We start from the raw sequence: 17,527 nt of genomic DNA on the forward strand, positions 1-17,527 counted from the left end.
GGCACGCCTGTGAATTCTGATGTCTGAGAGACTTGCCGGGCCAGCCGAAGCCAGCCCAGCAGCCGGGAGTAACCCTGAGGCGACGGATCAGAGGCCCATGGCCGCAAGATCGGCAACCGTATCCTTGTTGATCGGCACCAACTGGTCGACGATGATGTTGCGGTTTTCGAAATCCGGGTGGATGACGCCGAGACCTTCGATCTCTTCGCCGTCCTTGATCTCCTCACCCTTCATCAGTTTCTGCGCCAGCGTGACGAAGACTTCGCCGGCCTGCTTCGGGTTCCACATGAAGCCGCCGGAAATCGCGTCGGATTTCACCAGCTTCTGGCCCTGCCCCGGCGAAAACGGACCGAACACGAAGATCTCGCCGACCTTGCGGCGTTCTTCGACGGCGCGGCCGGCGCCGATCGGGCCCTGGCTGCCGAAGGCCAGGAAGCCCTTGAGATCCGGGTTGGCGGAAATCAGGTCGAGCGCCGTGCTGCGGCTTTTGTCGACATCTTCGGCGACGCCGTAACGATCGCCGACCAGTTCCATCTCGGGATGGTTCTTCTTGAGATAGGCGATGGCCGCATCCGCCCAGGCATTGTGAAGCGGGACGGTCAGCGAACCGACGAAGACGGCATATTTGCCTTTGCCGCCCATCTTTTCGGCCAAGAGCTTGCCATGCGCCTCACCGAAGCCGGTGGACGAAGCGAGTTCGAAATCCCAGTCTGCACCCTTCTGGCTCGGCGATTCATGGGTGATGACGATGATGCCCTGTTCCTTGGCCTTGCTCAGCACCGGCTCCAGAACCTTGGCATCGTTGGGCACCACACCGATGACTTTTACGCCCTGGGCGATCAGGTCTTCGATGGCGCGCACCTGCAGGGCCGGGTCGGCGCTCGTCGGGCCGATCATGCTGGCATCGACGCCGAGCTTGGCGCCGCGCTCCTTGATGCCGGCTTCCATGGCGTTGAACCACGGGATACCGCCGATCTTGACGACGACACCGACCTTGCCTTCCTGTGCATAAGCGATCGTTGCCGCGGCAAGCGACAGCGAAGCCGCGAGAGCGGCAACCAGAAATCTCTTCATTTTTTCCTCCTCCACAGGCTCCCTTGCGGGAACGCCACGGGCGTCCGCGTGTGCGGCGCCCTCCTCCAGGCATGGGTGGCGGACAAATGCCCCGCCTCCCTTCAGCAGCCGCTTCCTCAAACGGCACCAACCTTGTGCACAATCGATCTTTCTTTATTGCACAATCGATGGTGCAATAAATATCCAAGAGAATTATTCTTTCGTCAAGTGGCTTTCGGCGATAAGGGAAACCGCAGGAGAGATGGATGAAGAACGACAGCAAGAAGAAGGCGACGATCTATGATCTGTCGGTGATATCAGGCATTTCGCCCTCCACGGTCAGCGCGGTCCTGAACGGCACATGGCGCAAGCGGCGCATCAAGGAAAGCACCGCCGATCTCATCCGCGACCTCGCCGAAAAGCACCAGTACACCACCAACCGCCAGGCCCAGGGCCTGCGCAGTTCGCGCTCAGGGCTCGTCGGGCTGATGTTGCCGGTTTACGACAACCGTTATTTCTCCTCGATGGCGCAGACCTTCGAGGCGCATGTGCGCCGGCACGGCCAATGCCCGATCGTCGTCAGCTCCAGCCGCGATCCGCAGGAGGAGCGCGAGACGGCGGAAAGCCTGATCTCCTATTCCATCGATGCGCTGTTCGTCTGCGGCGCCACCGATCCGGACGGCGTGCATGCCGTCTGCGAGAAGGCGGGGCTGAAACACATCAACATCGACCTTCCGGGCAGCCGCACCCATTCCGTCATCAGCGACAATTACACCGGCGGCCGCATCCTGACGGAGGCGATCATCCGGCAGTTTTCGGCAGGCGACCCGCTGCAGCCGGAGGAGCTCCTGTTGTTCGGCGGTCGCAACGACCATGCCAGCCGTGAGCGTATCCGTGGTTTCCGCGACGTGAAGCAGGAGATGATGGGCGCCGATATCGACGCCTCGATCCAGCCGACCGGTTATTCTCCCAATACCGCCCGTATCGCTTTCGAGAGCTTTTACGAGAAAGCCGGACGGTTGCCGCGGGCGCTGTTCATCAATTCGTCGATCAATTTCGAAGGCCTGTTGCGCTTCATGTCGGCGCATCCGCACGAAAACTTCGCCGATCTCGTCGTCGGCTGCTACGATTACGATCCCTTCGCCTCGTTCCTTCCCTTCCCGGTGCTGATGATGCGCCAGGATGTCGAAGGCATGATTGCCAAGGCGTTCGAACTGATCGAGGAATTGCCGGGGCCGCCGCAGATCCATCTCATCCGCCCGGACCTCGTGCTGCCGCGCACGGCCTTGCCGGGGCCTCTGGACAGCCTCAAGGATATCGACTGACAGGGTCAGTAGCCCCTTGCTGCACCTGACAGCGCCCGGCTGTCGATGGCGCCGTTGTACCGCGCGCCGCCACCTTTTTCGATTTCCGAAACGCTTTCCCCGCCCGCAAGAATCCCGGCCGCCTGGCCCCAGATCGGCCAGTTGCGGTCGATATCGACATCGTGGCCCATTGCGATCAGCATGCGGCGGGTATCGGGAGACAGCGCGAAGGGTTCCATATAGACCTTGTCCGGCAGCCACTGGTGATGGATGCGCGGTGCGTCGATGGCCTCCTGGATATTCATGCCGTGGTCGATAACGTTGATGATCGCTTCCAGCGTGATGGTGATGATACGAGCGCCGCCGGGGCTGCCGATCACCATGAACGGTTTGCCGTCCTTGGAAACGATGGTCGGGCTCATCGAGGAAAGCGGCGTCTTGTGCGGCTCGATGGCGTTGGCCTCACCCTGCACCAGGCCATAGAGGTTCGGCACGCCGGGTTTCGAGGTGAAATCGTCCATCTCGTTGTTGAGCAGGATGCCGGTGCCGGGGGCGACAATGCCGGTGCCGAAGGAGCCGTTCAGTGTATAGGTGACGGCAACGGCGTTGCCCTCGTCGTCGATGATCGAATAATGCGTCGTCTCGTGGCTTTCGCCAAAACCTTTTGGCATCAGCTCTTTGGAAACGCCGGCCTTGAACGGGTTGATCCGGTCGCGGATCTCCTTGGCATAAGCCTTGTCGAGCAGCTTTTCGACCGGATTTTCGACGAAATCCGGATCGCCGAGCGCGGCGTTACGGTCGACATAGGCATGCCGCATCGCCTCGACCATGACATGCACCGTCTCGGCAGAGGCGTAACCCATGTAGGAGAGCGGATACCCTTCGAGAACGTTGAGGATCTCGCAAATGATCAGCCCACCCGAGGATGGCGGCGGCGAGGAGGCGATCTCGTAGCCACGGTAGTTGCAGCGCACCGGCTCCCGCTCATGAACGGCGTATTTTGCGAAATCCTCCACCGTCAGCACGCCGCCATTGTCGGCGCTGGCCTTGGCGATCTTTTCGGCGATCGTGCCTTTGTAGAAGGCATCGGGTCCCTTTTCGGAAATCGCAGCCAGCGCGGCGGCAAGGTCGGGCTGCACGAGCCGGTCGCCGGCATTGAAGGCGGCGCCGTCCGGCTTCAGGAAAATGGCTGCGGCCGCCTTGTCCTTCCTGAATTTCTTGGCCCCGCCCTGCAGCGAAACGGCATCGCCCTGCGACAGTACGAAACCTTCTTTCGCCAGGCGGATCGCGGGCGCCATCAATTCCTCTCGCGACAGCGTGCCGTATTTGGCCCGGGCAGTCTCGAAACCCATGACCGAACCCGGTACGCCGACCGCGAGGTAGCTGTCGGTGCTCAGGCCTTTGACCACCTCGCCCTCGGTATCCAGATACATGGTCTTGCTCGATCCGACCGGAGCCCGTTCGCGGAAATCGAGGAAGGTGGTCCTGCCGTCCTTGAGGCGGATGGTCATGAAACCGCCGCCGCCGATGTTGCCGGCGGTGGGATAGACGACCGCCAGCGCATAACCGACGGCGACCGCAGCATCGACGGCATTGCCGCCCTTCTTCAGCACATCGATGCCGATATCCGAGGCAAGTGCCTGGGCGGTTACCACCATGCCATGCTCCACTTTCACCGGATCGGGCGATGCCGCAAGGGCCGGGCCATAACTCACGGCAAGAATGGAAAGAACGGCAATCACTTTCCGGCAAAGATCGGCCATGGACATGTCCTCCGCTGCGGCAAGATCGAGCCGGAAGCAAATCCCGGCGCCGCTGCGATGTCCAGTCACAAAATCGGGTTTGATGTTGTACCTGTTTTGTTCTGGATCGCGAATCAGGCATAGGAGGAAGGCCATGTGCCTTTCAGATGCCGAACCGGGAGAGCCAGCCGATGACCGATACCGCCGAAGCCGCGCCCGCACTGAAGGAGATCTTCAATCGGGCGAGGCTGGAACATATCGCCGGGGCGCTGTCCGGGATCGACCCGCAGTTTTCGCAGGAGCGATTTCTCGCGGCCGCCAGTGAAAATCTCGACGCGCTCAGCATCATGCAACGTCTTCGGCAGATCGCCGTCACGCTCGATACGGTGATGACCGGCTCCTATGCCAGCAAGCTGGAACGGCTGCGTGCCCTGGCACCACACATCAACCACGGTTTCGCCTCGATCACCCTGCCGGAATTCGTGGCGCTGTACGGTCAGGACGATTTCGACCTGTCGATGGATGCGCTGAAATATTTCACCGCCTTCGGCTCGTCGGAATTCGCCATCCGCCATTTCCTGCAGCGCGACATGGAGAGGACGCTCGCCGTCATGCAAGGCTGGGCTGAAGACGACAACGAGCATGTCCGCCGGCTGGCAAGCGAGGGCAGCCGGCCGCGCCTGCCCTGGTCCTTCCAACTGCGCCCGCTGATGCTCGATCCTACGCCGACGGCGCCGATCCTCGAAGCCTTGAAAGCCGATCCGAGCCTCTATGTCCGCAAATCGGTCGCCAATCATCTGAACGACATCACCAAGGACAATCCCGACCTGACGCTTGCCCGTGTCCGGGCCTGGGATCTCGGCGATGCCCGCACCGCCTGGATCGTCCGGCATGCCCTGCGCAGCCTGATCAAGAAGGGCGATCCGCAGGCACTTGCCCTCATCGGCGCCGGCGAAAAGGCGCTCGTCCGGATCGACGGCTTTTCCGTCACGCCGCCGGCGCTGGTGCTCGGCGAGCGCTTGCAGGTGACGGCAAGGTTGTCATCCCTGGCGCCTGCGCCGCAAAAGCTGGTGATCGATTATGCCGTACATTACGTGAAAAAGGCGGGCGGCACATCGCGCAAGGTCTTCAAGTGGAAAGAACTGTCGCTGGCGCCGAAGGAGGTGCTGCATCTTTCCATCAGCCAGCTGATTCGCGATTTCACCACTCGCAAGCATTATGCCGGTTTCCATCGCATCGAACTGATGGTGAACGGCGAGACGATGGCCGAAAGCGGTTTCGAACTGCTTCCATAGGGAAGAAGATGTCCGGACAGGTTGCACTTTCGGGGTTTCTATCGCGGTGCGACGGGAGTATAAGGCTCCGTAAGCTCAAGGCCTGTCCTGGCCCAACTCCCACACAACACGACTGGTATTCTCCAATGGCAATTCCCCATTTCTCGCTGTTGACCGTCTGCGGCATCGAAGAGCTGCCGGATCAGCGTCCGCGCAAGGTGACCCATGTCCTTTCCCTGGTCGATCCGGGCCTTGCTGATATCGAGGCCTTCCACGCCTATGATGCCCACCACCGCACCATCATGCACTTCCACGACATCATCGACCGCCTGCCGGGCCAGGTGATGCCGGAACTCAACAACATGGAAGACATCCTGACGCTCGGCACCGGTTTTGCCGGCGGCGGCCTGTCGGTATCGGAATCGCATCTGCTGGTTCATTGCCACATGGGCATCTCCCGCTCGACGGCGGCGATGCTGTCCTTCATGGCCCAGGCCAATCCGGACGAGGAGGAAGATCGCCTGTTCGAACGGCTGCGCGAAATCCGCCCGCGCGCCTGGCCGAATTCGGTGATGATCGGTTATGCCGACCATCTGCTCGGCCGCAATGGTCGCCTGAACGCCGCGCTTGCCCGGCACTACGGCCATCAGATCAAGAAGCAGCCGCAGCTTTCCACCTGGATGGGCGAACTCGGACGCAGCCGCGAAGTCGACATGGCCGCCTGAGGTGTTTTAGGTCGGCGGCAGGAAAAGCGCTGCCGACCGGCGCACGACGCCGGCGATGAACGCCGCCGTCACCTTGACGCGGGCAAGTTCGCGCATGTCGGCATGAATGTTCATCCAGAAACTGCGTACCAGCCGGATCTCTCGTGGCAGGAGTCGCACGAGGCGCCTATCGCCGGCGGCGATGAAATGCGGCAGGATGCAGAGCCCTGCCCCGGCTGCCGTCGCTTCCACCTGCGCAAGGAGATTGGAACTGCGCAGCCGCGGCGCGATCGCCTTGCCGATCTGCGGCAGGTAGTCCAGTTCCGGTGTAAAGATCAAGTCGTCGATGTAGCTGACGAACCGGCGACCGGCGAGGTCTTCCGTGCAGGAGAGATCGTGATGCAGCGCATCGTCGTGGCTGGCGCCGTAGAGGCCCAGTTCGTAATCCGTCAGCTTGCGGGCGTGCAGGCGACCGTGCGGCGGTTCCGACAGGCCAATGGCGATATCCGCCTCCCGCTTCGACAGGCTGAAGCTGCGTGGCGTGGCAACCAGCTCGATATCGAGGTCGGGATGGGCGGCGGCCAGTTCGCCGATGCGCGGCGCGAGAAATATCGAGCCGAACCCATCCGGCGCACCAATGCGCACCGTGCCGGAAACCTGCGAATTTTCGCCGGCGATGTCATTCTGGATGGCGATGACGCTGCTTTCCATCGCTTCGGCGCGGGCCAGCAGCCGCTCCCCTTCCACTGTGAGCGTGTAGCCGGTGAGCGCCCGGTCGAACAGCCGGGCGTTGAGGCTTTCCTCCAGGGCAGAGATCCGGCGGCTGAGCGTCGAATGGTCGATGCGCATCTTGCGTGCCGCAGCCGTCAGCTTGCCGCTGCGGGCCACAGCCAGGAACGAACGGACGAGATCCCAGTCGAAAGGCTTGGCCATGCGAATTCCTGCACAATGGAAGCGGGAACTTCCGGGTATAACTGTGCGTAATTTTGTGCAATGAAAAACAGGATCGAGCTGGGATCTGGGCGGAGGAGAGCCATGGATTTTGCGCTGAGCGAGGAACAATCGGCAATCGTCGAGATGGCACGCGGCTTTGCCGAGGAGGAACTGGCCCCCTTCGCCATCGAATGGGACCAGAACAAGCATTTCCCCGTCGATACTTTGCGCAAGGCCGCCGCTCTCGGCATGGCCGGCATCTATGTGCGCGACGATGTCGGCGGTTCGGCGCTCGGGCGACTGGATGCCGTGCTGATCTTCGAGGCGCTGGCGCGTGGCTGTCCTTCGATCGCTGCCTATATTTCCATCCACACCATGGTTGCGGCGATGATCGATCGCTATGGAAACAAAGCGCAGCGGCAGCGATGGCTGCCGGGGCTGGTCACCATGGAGACGCTGGCAAGCTACTGCCTGACGGAGCCGGGATCGGGCTCGGATGCCGCGGCACTGCGAACTCGGGCGGTGCGCGATGGCGATGATTATGTCGTCAGTGGGCAGAAGCAGTTCATCTCCGGTGCCGGCGCGAGCGATGTTTATGTCGTCATGGTGCGAACCGGCGGTGACGGGCCGAAGGGCATTTCCGCGCTGATCGTGCCGGCCGGAACGCCGGGCGTCAGCTTTGGCGCCAACGAACGCAAGATGGGCTGGAATGCCCAGCCGACCCGCGCCGTCATCTTCGACAATGCCCGCATCCCCGTCGTCAACCGTCTCGGCGAGGAGGGACAGGGTTTCCGTTTCGCCATGGCCGGGCTCGACGGCGGCCGTCTGAACATCGCCGCTTCGGCGCTCGGCGGCGCGCAGGCCGCCTACGAGAAGTCGGTCGCCTATATGCGCGAGCGAAAAGCCTTCGGGCAGGCGCTGGTCGATTTCCAGGCGTTGCAGTTCCGGCTTGCCGACATGAAGATCGGGCTGGAGGTGGCGCGCACTTTCCTCTGGCGAGCAGCCTCCGCCTTGGACCAGGGGGCGCCGGAGGCCACCAACCTCTGCGCCATGGCGAAAAAATTCGTCACCGACGAGGCCTTCCGCATTGCAAACGAAGCCTTGCAGCTGCATGGCGGCTACGGTTATCTCGGGGAATACGGGATCGAAAAGATCGTCCGTGACCTGAGGGTGCACCAGATCCTCGAAGGTACCAATGAAATCATGCAGTTGATCATCGCGCGATCGGTCGTCAACGGAGAATGAGGAGCAAGACCATGGATGTCGAGGTCAAGGCGGACCAACCCGTCGTCGTTACGGAGAGAGGGTCGGTCGGGCATATCCTGCTCAATCGCCCGAAGGTGCTGAACAGCCTGAACCTCGACATGGTGCGGGTGATCGATGCGGCACTCGACCGGTTCGAGGCCGACAAGGGCATCGCGGCCGTCGTCATCTCCGGCGCCGGTGAACGCGGCCTCTGCGCCGGCGGCGATATCCGGGTGCTGCACGAGAGCGGCAGGACGGGCACGGATCTCGCCGAAACGTTCTGGCGCGAGGAATATTGCCTGAATGCCCGCATCAGCCGGTTCCCGAAACCCTATGTCGCCTTCATGGATGGCATCACCATGGGCGGCGGCGTCGGCATTTCCGCGCATGGCAGCCACCGGGTCGTCACCGAAAGAACGCGTTTCGCCATGCCAGAGACCGGTATCGGCTTCTTTCCCGATGTCGGTGCCTCCTGGCTGCTGACCCGATCGCCCGGCGCGTTCGGCACTTTCCTGGCGCTGACCGGCGAGCAGATCGGTGCCGGTGAAGCCATAGCCGGTGGCCTTGCCGATTTTTATGTTGCCTCCGACCGCCTGCCGGACCTGCTTGCGGCGCTGGCAGCCTTGCCGGTTGAAAGCTCCGCGGAAACGGTCTCGAAGACGATTGCCGGTTTTTCCGCCGCGCTGTCCGCCGATCGGTTTGCCGAAGTCCGTGACGCCATCGACCGGCTGTTTTCTTTCGACAGCGTTGAAGCGATCCTGGCGGCGCTGGCGAACGAGGGAAGCGACTTCGCGCAAAAAACATCGGAGACGATGCAAGCCAAATCGCCGACGAGCCTGAAGGTAACGCTGGCGCTGCTGCGTCTCGGCCGGGCGAGCGACAGCATCGAACAATGCCTCGAGCACGAATTTGCGGCTTGCGCAGCGGTGCTGAAAAGCGACGATTTCTACGAGGGCATCCGCGCCGCCATCATCGACAAGGACCGCAATCCGCATTGGGCGCCGGCGGCACTGCCGGATGTCGGACAGGATATCATAGCGCGCTATCTGACGCCGCATCTGCGGCCGCTTTTCGCCCGCTGACAGGAGGAAGACATGGCAGGCAGGATCGCCTTTATCGGGCTTGGAAACATGGGCGGGCCGATGGCCGCCAATCTGGTCAAGGGTGGCGAAACCGTTTCCGGTTTCGATCTCTCGGAAGCTTCTTGTAAGGCGGCTGCCGCCAGTGGCGTGACGATCAGTGCTTCCGTGCGTGCTGCCATCGAGGGCGCCGATGTGATCGTCACCATGCTGCCGGCCGGCCGGCACGTGATTTCGGTGTGGACGGAGCTTCTGGCCGAAGCCGCGCCCGGAACCCTTTTGATCGATTGCTCGACCATCGACGTCGATAGCGCCAGCAAGGCGCATGCGCTCGCTGCCGAACATGGTTGCCTTTCGCTCGACGCGCCGGTTTCCGGAGGCACCGGCGGGGCGGCGGCAGGCACCTTGACCTTCATGGCCGGCGGCAGCGCTGACGCGTTCTCCCGATCGGAACCGATCCTGAAGCTGATGGGCAAGCGCATCGTCCATTGTGGCGATGCCGGCGCCGGACAGGCGGCGAAGATCTGCAACAACATGATCCTCGGCGTCACCATGGCCGCCGTCAGCGAGGCTTTCGTGCTCGGCGAGAAGCTCGGGCTTTCGCATCAGGCGCTGTTCGACGTGGCTTCCACCTCGTCCGGCCAGTGCTGGTCGATCAACAGCTACTGCCCGGTGCCTGGCCCGGTTCCCACCTCGCCCGCCAACCACGACTACAAGCCGGGTTTTTCCGCGGCGCTGATGCTGAAGGATTTGAGGCTGGCGCAGGAGGCGGCATTGTCGAGCGGTGCGACGACCCCCCTTGGCGCGCAGGCGGCACAGCTTTATGGATTGTTCGAAAAACTGGGGCACGGCGGCGAGGATTTTTCCGCCATCATTAATTTCATCCGAGGCGAACAGGCAGGCTGACACCATGACTTACCAGACCATTCTCGTCGAAACCCATGAGCGCGTCGGCCTGATCCGGCTGAACCGGCCGCAGGCGCTGAATGCCATCAACCGCCAGTTGACGGAAGAATTGCTGTCCGCCCTCGATGGGTTCGACAAGGATGCCGGCATCGGCTGCATCGTCATCACCGGCTCGGAAAAGGCCTTCGCGGCCGGCGCCGACATCAAGGAGATGCAGGCTCAGGAATTCGCCACCATGTATGCCGGCGACTGGTTCGGCAACTGGGAGCGGATGGCTGCGGTGCGCACGCCGGTCATCGCTGCCGTCTCCGGTTTTGCGCTGGGCGGCGGCTGTGAACTGGCGATGATGTGCGATTTCATTCTGGCTGCCGACACGGCAAAATTCGGCCAGCCGGAAATCAAGCTCGGCGTGATGCCCGGCATGGGCGGCAGCCAGCGCCTGACGAAGCTCGTCGGTCGTTCGAAAGCGATGGAAATGTGCCTGACCGGCCGGATGATGGATGCGCAGGAAGCCGAACGCGCCGGCCTTGTTTCGCGCATCGTGCCGGCGACCGAGCTGGTGGATGAAGCCTTGAAGACAGCGGCGACTATCGCCGCCATGTCCCTGCCGGCGGCGATGATGGTCAAGGAAGCGGTCAACCGCGCCGATCAGGTGCCGCTGTCGGAAGGCCTGCGTTTCGAGCGGCGGCTGTTCCACTCGATGTTTGCGCTGGAGGATCAGAAGGAAGGCATGGCGGCCTTCGTGGAGAAGCGCAAGGCGGATTTCAAACACCGGTAAGAGACGGTCGCCGACCTGCTGGTGACGTCGCAGAGCGGACACGCTCGTTATCCTCGGCCGCGTGCCGAGGATCTATAATACATTACGAAATCAATTGGTTGCAAATGCTGGGAACAGGCCGGAGCATGGCGTCGCGACTGGGCGACCGGGCACCCTCCTCCCGCCGAGGAAACGGCGGAAGTGAGGGTTGCCCTCCCCTCACCTGTTGTCCGCAATAATCATCGCCGCTGCCTTTTCCGCGATCATGATCGTCGGCGAGTTGGTGTTGCCCGAGGTGATGTTCGGCATGATCGAGGCATCGGCGATGCGCAGTCCGCGCAGGGCGCGGGCCTTGAGCCGCGGGTCGACGACACTGCCCTCGTCGGCGCCCATGCGGCAGGTGCCGGTGGGATGGAAGATCGTCGTGCCGATATCGCCGGCGGCGCGTTCGAGATCGGCATCCGTATCGTAGGACGGGCCGGGCTTGTATTCTTCCGGATGATAGCGCTTGAAGGCCGGCTGCTCTATGATCGTGCGGGTCAGCCGGATCGACCTGACGGCGACGTCGCGATCCGCCTGCTCGGTGAGGTAACGCGGCTGGATCTGTGGCTGCTGGGCGAAGTCCGGACTTTTGACATGCACGTGGCCACGGCTCTGCGGGCGCAGGTTGCAGACGCTGGCGGTGACGGCCGGGAAGGTATGGACAGGTTCACCGAACTTGTCGAGGGAGACCGGCTGGATATGGTATTGCAGGTCCGCGGTCTCCTTGTCCGGGCCGGAGCGAGTGAAGATGCCGAGCTGGCTCGGCGCCATCGCCATCGGACCGGAGCGTTTCAGCAGATATTCGAGGCCGATCGCCGCCTTGCCGCGCAGGGTGCTTGCCTTTTCGTTGAGCGTCGGCACGCCTCGCACCTTGTAGACCATGCGCAGTTGCAGGTGATCCTGCAGGTTTTCACCGACGGAAGGGACATCCTGCACCACGTCGATGCCGGCCTGCTTCAGCACGTCTCCGCGACCGACACCGGACAACTGCAGGATATGCGGCGAGCCGATGGCGCCGGCGGAGAGCACGGTCTCACGGGAGGCGTAAGCCTTGCGCGCCTCGCCCTGGAACTGGAACTCGACACCCTTGACCTCGCTGCCTTCGATGATCAGCCGGCGCACCTGCGCCTTGGTGAGGATGGTCAGGTTCGGGCGGTTGCGGGCCGGCTTGAGGAAGGCTTTCGAGGTGTTCCAGCGAATGCCGGAGCGCTGGTTGACGTCGAAATAGCTGGAGCCTTCGTTGTCGCCGCGGTTGAAATCCTCGGTCACCGGGATACCGGCCTCGCGCGCAGCCTGCTGGAAGGCGTCGAGCACGGCCCAGCGCACCCGCGCCTTTTCGATGCGCCATTCGCCGCCCGTGCCGTGCATCTTGTCGGCACCGCGGTAAAAATCCTCCGATTTGCGGAAGAACGGCAAAACATCGTCCCAACCCCAGCCGTCGCAGCCGGCCTGTCGCCACAGGTCGTAATCGCGTGCCTGGCCGCGCATGTAGATCATGCCGTTGATCGACGAGCAGCCGCCGAGGACTTTTCCACGCGGGTAGAACAGGGAACGGCCGTTCAAACCCTCCTCGGGCGCCGTTGAAAAACACCAGTCGGTGCGTGGATTGTTGATGCAGTAGAGGTAGCCGACCGGAATGTGGATCCAGTGGTAGTTGTCGCTGCCGCCGGCCTCCAGCAGCAGGACGCGGCGCGCGCGATCCTCCGAAAGGCGGTTGGCGAGAACGCAGCCGGCGCTGCCGGCGCCGACGATGATGTAGTCGTAACGATCCATGTCATGTCCCATAAAACATCCCTCCCGCCGGCGCGAAAGCCGACAGATCGAAAAACAATAGCAACAAGCTTTTCCTGAGGCGGCGCTTCAACCGCGCCGCGAAGTCATGTCACCGCCTGTGCTGGAAACCAAGCCGGCGGCCGAGGCGCGAGGCATAGAATTCACCGATGATGCCGCGGCGGAACACCAGCACGCAGACCATGAAGACCACGCCGGTGATGATCGTCACCGGGAAATCCGAGGTCGCCAGGTAGTTTTGCAGCGTCACCACCAGGCCCGCCCCGAAGATCGGGCCGATCAAAGTGCCGATGCCGCCGAGCAGCGTCATCAGGATGACTTCGCCGGACATCTGCCAGGCGACGTCCGTCAGCGTGGCGAACTGGAAGACCAGGGCCTTCATCGCCCCCGCCAGGCCGGCAAGAGCGGCCGACATCACGAAGGCGCCGAGCTTGTAACGGGCGACGGAATAACCGAGCGAAATGGCGCGCTGCTCGTTTTCGCGGATCGATTTCAGGATCATGCCGAAAGGCGAATTGATGAAACGCCAGATGACGACCATGCCGATGACGAACACCGCCAGCACGAAATAATACATGTTGGTGGAACTGTTGAGATCGATGAAACCGAGGAGATCGCCGCGCGGCACCGACTGGATGCCATCCTCGCCATGGGTGAAACCCGCCTGCAGGCAGAAGAAGAAGAACATCTGCGACAGCGCCAGCGTGATCATCGCGAAATAGATGCCCTGGCGGCGAATGGCGAAGAAACCCATGATCAGGCCGAGCGCCGCCGCGCCGGCTACCCCGACCAGGATGCCGAGCTCGACCGGCAGGCCCCATTCCTTCACCGCATGGGCGGTGAAATAGGCGGCCCCACCGAAGAACGTCGCATGGCCGAAGGAGAGAAGGCCGGTGTAGCCGAGCAGCAGGTTGAACGCGCAGGCAAACAGCGCGAAACACAGGATCTTCATCAGGAAGATCGGGTAGAAGAACAGCGGTGCAAGGACGAGCAGCAGCGTGCCGGCCAGAAGGAAAGCGATCTGAACCGTCGCGGCATTTTTGGTGTTGCGAACCGGTTCGGCGACGGGGGACGGTTGAGCTGCATGCGTCATGTCAGCCATCCCGTCCGAAAAGACCTGCGGGCCGCAGGAGCAACACGATTGCCATGATGACGAAAACCACGATGTTGGAGGCTTCGGGATAAAAGACCTTGGTGAGGCCTTCGGCGACGCCGAGCACGTAGCCGGTGATGATGGCGCCCATGATCGATCCCATGCCGCCGACCACGACGACGGCAAAGACGACGATGATGATGTTCGAGCCCATCAGCGGCGAGACCTGGTAGATCGGTGCCGCCAGCACACCGGCAAAGGCGGCGAGCGCGGCGCCGAGGCCGTAGGTCAGTGTCAGCAGCATCGGCACGTTGATGCCGAAGGATTGCACCAGGGTGGAATTCTCCGTCGCCGCCCGCAGGTAGGAGCCGATCTTTGTCTTCTCGATCAACAGCCAGGTGCCGATGCAGACGATCAGCGAGACGACGACGACCCAGCCGCGATAATTGGGGAGGAACATGAAACCGAGGTTTGTGCCGCCGGTCAGCAAGGCCGGCGGTGCGTAGGGCTGCCCCGAGGCGCCGTAGAAATAGCGGAAGGTGCCTTCGATCGCCAGGGCCATGCCGAAGGTGAACAAGAGGCCGTAGAGCGGATCGAGATTGTATAGCCGGCTTAATAAAAACCGCTCGACCAGCGCCCCGAAGGCGCCGACGATCAGCGGCGCGACGATCAGCGCCGGCCAGTAGCCGATGCCGATATATTGCAGCAGCAGGTAAGCGACGAAGGCGCCGAGCATATATTGTGCGCCATGGGCAAAATTGATGACGCGCAACAGGCCGAAGATGACGGCGAGGCCGAGGCTGAGCAGCGCATAGAAGGAACCGTTGATCAGGCCGATCAGCAATTGCCCGAACAGGGCCGCCAGGGGGATTCCGAAAATCGTCGTCATCGTTCAGACCCCCAGAACCTTGTTGAGCATGCCCATCTGGTCGGGCAGCTCGGAAACCGGGAAGGTGCCGACGATCTGGCCGTGATCCATCAGGTAGAAACGGTCGGCGATCTTGCTGGCGAAGCGGAAATTCTGTTCGACGAGCAGCACGGTCATGCCCCGCTCCTTGAGTTTCTTGAGGACCTCGCCGATGCGCTGCACGATGACCGGCGCCAGGCCTTCCGTCGGCTCATCGAGCAGCAGCACGCGCACGCCGGTACGCAGGATGCGCGCCATGGCGAGCATCTGCTGCTCGCCGCCGGACAGTTTCGTGCCGGGGCTGCTGCGGCGTTCGTGCAGGTTCGGAAACAGTTCGAAGATTTCGTCCAGCGACATGCCGCCGGAGGCGACGACGGGCGGCAGCATCAGGTTCTCTTCCACCGTCAGCGTCGAGAAGATGCCGCGTTCCTCCGGAACGAAACCGATGCCGTGATGCGCCGTCCGGTGCAGCGGCACATCCATCATGTCCTTGCCGCCGAGCACGATGCGGCCGCGCCGCTCGCGCAGGATGCCGATGATGGTGCGTAGCGTCGTGGTCTTACCGACGCCGTTGCGGCCGAGAATGGTGACCATCTCGCCTTCGCCCACCGTCATGTTAACGCCGTGCAGCACGTGGCTTTCGCCATACCAGGCATGCAGATCGGCAATTTCGAGGAAAGGTTTCATCTCACGCCTCCTCCGTGCCCATGTAGGCCGTGCGTACCCGCGGATCCTGGCTGACTTCGGCGTAGTCGCCCTCGGCCAGGATCTCGCCACGCTGCAGCACGGTGACGTGATGGCAGATGTTGGCGACGACGGAGAGATTGTGCTCGACCATCAGCACGGCGCGGTCAAGCGCCACGGTGCGGATGATGTCCGAGACGACACCGACATCCTCCTGCCCCATGCCGGCCATCGGCTCGTCGAGCAGCAGCACCTTCGGATCGAGCGCCAGCGTCGTGGCGATTTCGAGAACCCGCTTGCGGCCGTAGGAGAGGTCGGCGGCCAGCGCGTTGCGCTCCCTGGTCAGGCCGACGGCGGCGATCAGTTCGTCGGCGCGGTCGTTCAGCCGGTCGAGCGCCGACATCGGCCGCCAGAACTGCACGGCAAGATTGTTCGGCCGCTGCAGGGCGACGCGGACATTGTCCAGCACCGTCAGATGCGGGAAGACCGCCGAGATCTGGAACGAACGCACCAGGCCCATGCGCGCCACCTTGTCGGGTGGCGTTCTGGTGATGTCGGTGCCGAGCAAAGTGATCGTCCCGTGCGTCGGCTGCAGGAACTTGGTCAGGAGATTGAAGACCGTCGTCTTGCCGGCCCCGTTGGGGCCGATCAGTGCGTGGACACGGGCATGGTGGACGTCGAGATCGACATTCTTCACTGCGGTGAAGGCGCCAAAATCCCGGCGCAGACCGCGGGCGGAGAGAACCACCCGCGGATTGCTTTCGCCTGGCATTGCAGAGGCAGCCATGGCGCTTACTTCACGAGGTCGCAGCCGCTCTTGGCGGGATCGAGATAAGCGTCCTTGCCGGGGATGGTGTCGAGCACGTCGAAATAATCCCAGGGCTCCTTGCTGTCGGCGGGCTTTTTCACCTGCAGAAGGTACATGTCGTGGATCATGCGGCCGTTGGCGGCAACCGTGCCGCCGCGGCCGAAGACGTCGTCGACGGGCATTTCGTGGAGGGCCTTGGAAACCGCCTCGGTTTCATCCGTCCCCGCCTTTTGCACGGCCTTGAGGTACTGCAGCACGGCGGAATAGGTGCCGGTGTGGATCATGTTCGGCATCTTGCCGGTGCGCTCGAAGAAGCGCTTGGCGAAGGCGCGGCTTTCGTCGTCGCGATTCCAGTAGAACCCTTCGGTCAGGGTCAGCCCCTGGGCCGCTTCGAGGCCAAGACCGTGGACCTCCGCCAGGGTAAAGAGCAGTGCCGCCAGCCGCTGGCCGCCTTGCACGATACCGAATTCCGACGCCTGCTTGATGGCGTTGGACGTATCGAGGCCGGCATTGGCAAGGCCAATCACCTTGGCGCCGGACGACTGCGCCTGCAGCAGGAAGGACGAGAAATCGGTGCTTGCCAGCGGATGGCGCACGGAGCCGACGACGGTGCCGCCGTTTTCCTTGACGAAATTTGCGGTGTTTTCTTCCAGCGAATAACCGAAGGCATAGTCGGCGGTCAGGAAGAACCAGCTGTCGCCGCCCTGCTTGACCAGCGCCCCGCCCGTGCCGACTGCAAGGGAATGGGTATCGTAGGCCCAATGGAAGCCGTAGGGCGAGCATTGTTTTCCGGTCAATTCGGTGGTCGCCGCACCGGTGACGATGTCGATCTTCTTCTTTTCCTTCGAGATCGCCTGCACGGCGAGCGCGACGGAGGAGGTCGTCAGTTCCATGATCGCATCGACCTGCTCGGTATCGTACCACTGGCGGGCGATGTTGGAGGCGATGTCCGGCTTGTTCTGGTGGTCGGCCGTGACCACTTCGACGGGAACATCCAGCACCTTGCCGCCAAAATCCTCGACCGCCATCTTGGCGGCTTCATAGGACGACTTGCCGCCGAAATCCGCATAGACGCCGGACTGGTCGTTCAGGATGCCGATCTTGATCTTGCCGTCCGATGCGTCGGCCAGTGCGGCCGTGCTGCCGGCCAGCAGGAAAGCCAGAGATGCGATGATGTTCTTCCGCATGATGTCTCCTCCCAGAGA

General features: G+C 62.5%; 16 protein-coding genes. 7 read left to right on the forward strand and 9 right to left on the reverse strand.

The genetic code is table 11. The features are described from left to right. Positions 1 to 87 precede the first annotated feature (87 nt). Complete coding sequence (locus DEM27_RS21085) at positions 88 to 1,074, reverse strand: autoinducer 2 ABC transporter substrate-binding protein (RefSeq protein ID WP_109460232.1); 987 nt, start codon at positions 1,072 to 1,074, stop codon at positions 88 to 90. Positions 1,075 to 1,319: 245 nt separating this feature from the next. Between DEM27_RS21085 and DEM27_RS21090 the strand changes: the two genes are divergently transcribed. Then, on the forward strand, positions 1,320 to 2,378 hold the full coding sequence (locus tag DEM27_RS21090) for a LacI family DNA-binding transcriptional regulator (protein ID WP_109460233.1): 1,059 nt from the start codon (positions 1,320 to 1,322) through the stop codon (positions 2,376 to 2,378). 5 nt (positions 2,379 to 2,383) lie between these two features. Here DEM27_RS21090 and ggt read toward each other — a convergent pair whose 3' ends face one another. Further along, a complete protein-coding gene (gene ggt, locus DEM27_RS21095; RefSeq protein ID WP_109460371.1) occupies positions 2,384 to 4,120 on the reverse strand; it encodes a gamma-glutamyltransferase in 1,737 nt (578 codons plus the stop codon). Between the two features lie 170 nt (positions 4,121 to 4,290). Here ggt and DEM27_RS21100 point away from each other — a divergent pair, with 170 nt between their 5' ends. Then, positions 4,291 to 5,394, forward strand: coding sequence for a DNA alkylation repair protein (locus tag DEM27_RS21100; RefSeq protein WP_109460372.1), 1,104 nt, complete (start codon positions 4,291 to 4,293; stop codon positions 5,392 to 5,394). Between the two features lie 125 nt (positions 5,395 to 5,519). After that, positions 5,520 to 6,098, forward strand: a complete 579-nt coding sequence (locus tag DEM27_RS21105; protein ID WP_109460234.1) for a tyrosine phosphatase family protein — start codon at positions 5,520 to 5,522, stop codon at positions 6,096 to 6,098. 6 nt (positions 6,099 to 6,104) lie between these two features. Here DEM27_RS21105 and DEM27_RS21110 read toward each other — a convergent pair whose 3' ends face one another. Beyond that, positions 6,105 to 7,010: a LysR family transcriptional regulator gene (locus tag DEM27_RS21110; RefSeq protein ID WP_109460235.1), complete on the reverse strand. Its 906-nt coding sequence runs from the start codon at positions 7,008 to 7,010 to the stop codon at positions 6,105 to 6,107. A 102-nt stretch (positions 7,011 to 7,112) separates the two neighbouring features. Here DEM27_RS21110 and DEM27_RS21115 point away from each other — a divergent pair, with 102 nt between their 5' ends. The 4 genes from DEM27_RS21115 to DEM27_RS21130 are packed head-to-tail and all read left to right on the forward strand — an operon-like array spanning position 7,113 to position 11,018. Continuing rightward, positions 7,113 to 8,255 carry an acyl-CoA dehydrogenase family protein gene (locus DEM27_RS21115; protein ID WP_109460236.1) on the forward strand — a complete coding sequence of 381 codons (1,143 nt, stop codon included), beginning with the start codon at positions 7,113 to 7,115 and terminating at the stop codon, positions 8,253 to 8,255. 11 nt (positions 8,256 to 8,266) lie between these two features. Beyond that, positions 8,267 to 9,337, forward strand: coding sequence for an enoyl-CoA hydratase/isomerase family protein (locus tag DEM27_RS21120; protein ID WP_109460237.1), 1,071 nt, complete (start codon positions 8,267 to 8,269; stop codon positions 9,335 to 9,337). Positions 9,338 to 9,349: 12 nt separating this feature from the next. Further along, on the forward strand, positions 9,350 to 10,240 hold the full coding sequence (gene mmsB, locus DEM27_RS21125; RefSeq protein ID WP_109460238.1) for a 3-hydroxyisobutyrate dehydrogenase: 891 nt from the start codon (positions 9,350 to 9,352) through the stop codon (positions 10,238 to 10,240). A 4-nt stretch (positions 10,241 to 10,244) separates the two neighbouring features. Next, on the forward strand, positions 10,245 to 11,018 hold the full coding sequence (locus DEM27_RS21130) for an enoyl-CoA hydratase (protein WP_109460239.1): 774 nt from the start codon (positions 10,245 to 10,247) through the stop codon (positions 11,016 to 11,018). A gap of 198 nt (positions 11,019 to 11,216) precedes the next feature. On the opposite strand, the gene DEM27_RS21135 is transcribed toward DEM27_RS21130, so the two are convergent. The 6 genes from DEM27_RS21135 to DEM27_RS21160 form a co-directional block, all read right to left on the reverse strand. Next, positions 11,217 to 12,812 (reverse strand): GMC family oxidoreductase, encoded by a 1,596-nt coding sequence (locus tag DEM27_RS21135; RefSeq protein WP_109460373.1) that lies wholly within the window; start codon positions 12,810 to 12,812, stop codon positions 11,217 to 11,219. A gap of 109 nt (positions 12,813 to 12,921) precedes the next feature. Beyond that, entirely contained in the window at positions 12,922 to 13,932 is a 1,011-nt protein-coding gene (locus DEM27_RS21140; protein WP_420028845.1) for a branched-chain amino acid ABC transporter permease, read from the reverse strand. After that, entirely contained in the window at positions 13,925 to 14,812 is an 888-nt protein-coding gene (locus tag DEM27_RS21145) for a branched-chain amino acid ABC transporter permease (RefSeq protein WP_109460241.1), read from the reverse strand. Before DEM27_RS21145 ends, DEM27_RS21140 begins: the two co-directional genes overlap by 8 nt. A 3-nt stretch (positions 14,813 to 14,815) precedes the next feature. Further along, positions 14,816 to 15,517 (reverse strand): ABC transporter ATP-binding protein, encoded by a 702-nt coding sequence (locus DEM27_RS21150; protein WP_109460242.1) that lies wholly within the window; start codon positions 15,515 to 15,517, stop codon positions 14,816 to 14,818. Position 15,518: 1 nt separating this feature from the next. Then, positions 15,519 to 16,301: an ABC transporter ATP-binding protein gene (locus DEM27_RS21155; RefSeq protein ID WP_109460243.1), complete on the reverse strand. Its 783-nt coding sequence runs from the start codon at positions 16,299 to 16,301 to the stop codon at positions 15,519 to 15,521. A gap of 5 nt (positions 16,302 to 16,306) precedes the next feature. Beyond that, positions 16,307 to 17,509 (reverse strand): ABC transporter substrate-binding protein, encoded by a 1,203-nt coding sequence (locus tag DEM27_RS21160; RefSeq protein ID WP_109460244.1) that lies wholly within the window; start codon positions 17,507 to 17,509, stop codon positions 16,307 to 16,309. Positions 17,510 to 17,527 lie beyond the last annotated feature (18 nt).

The sequence above is a fragment of the Rhizobium album genome (assembly GCF_003122325.1).
GTDB lineage: Bacteria > Pseudomonadota > Alphaproteobacteria > Rhizobiales > Rhizobiaceae > Metarhizobium > Metarhizobium album.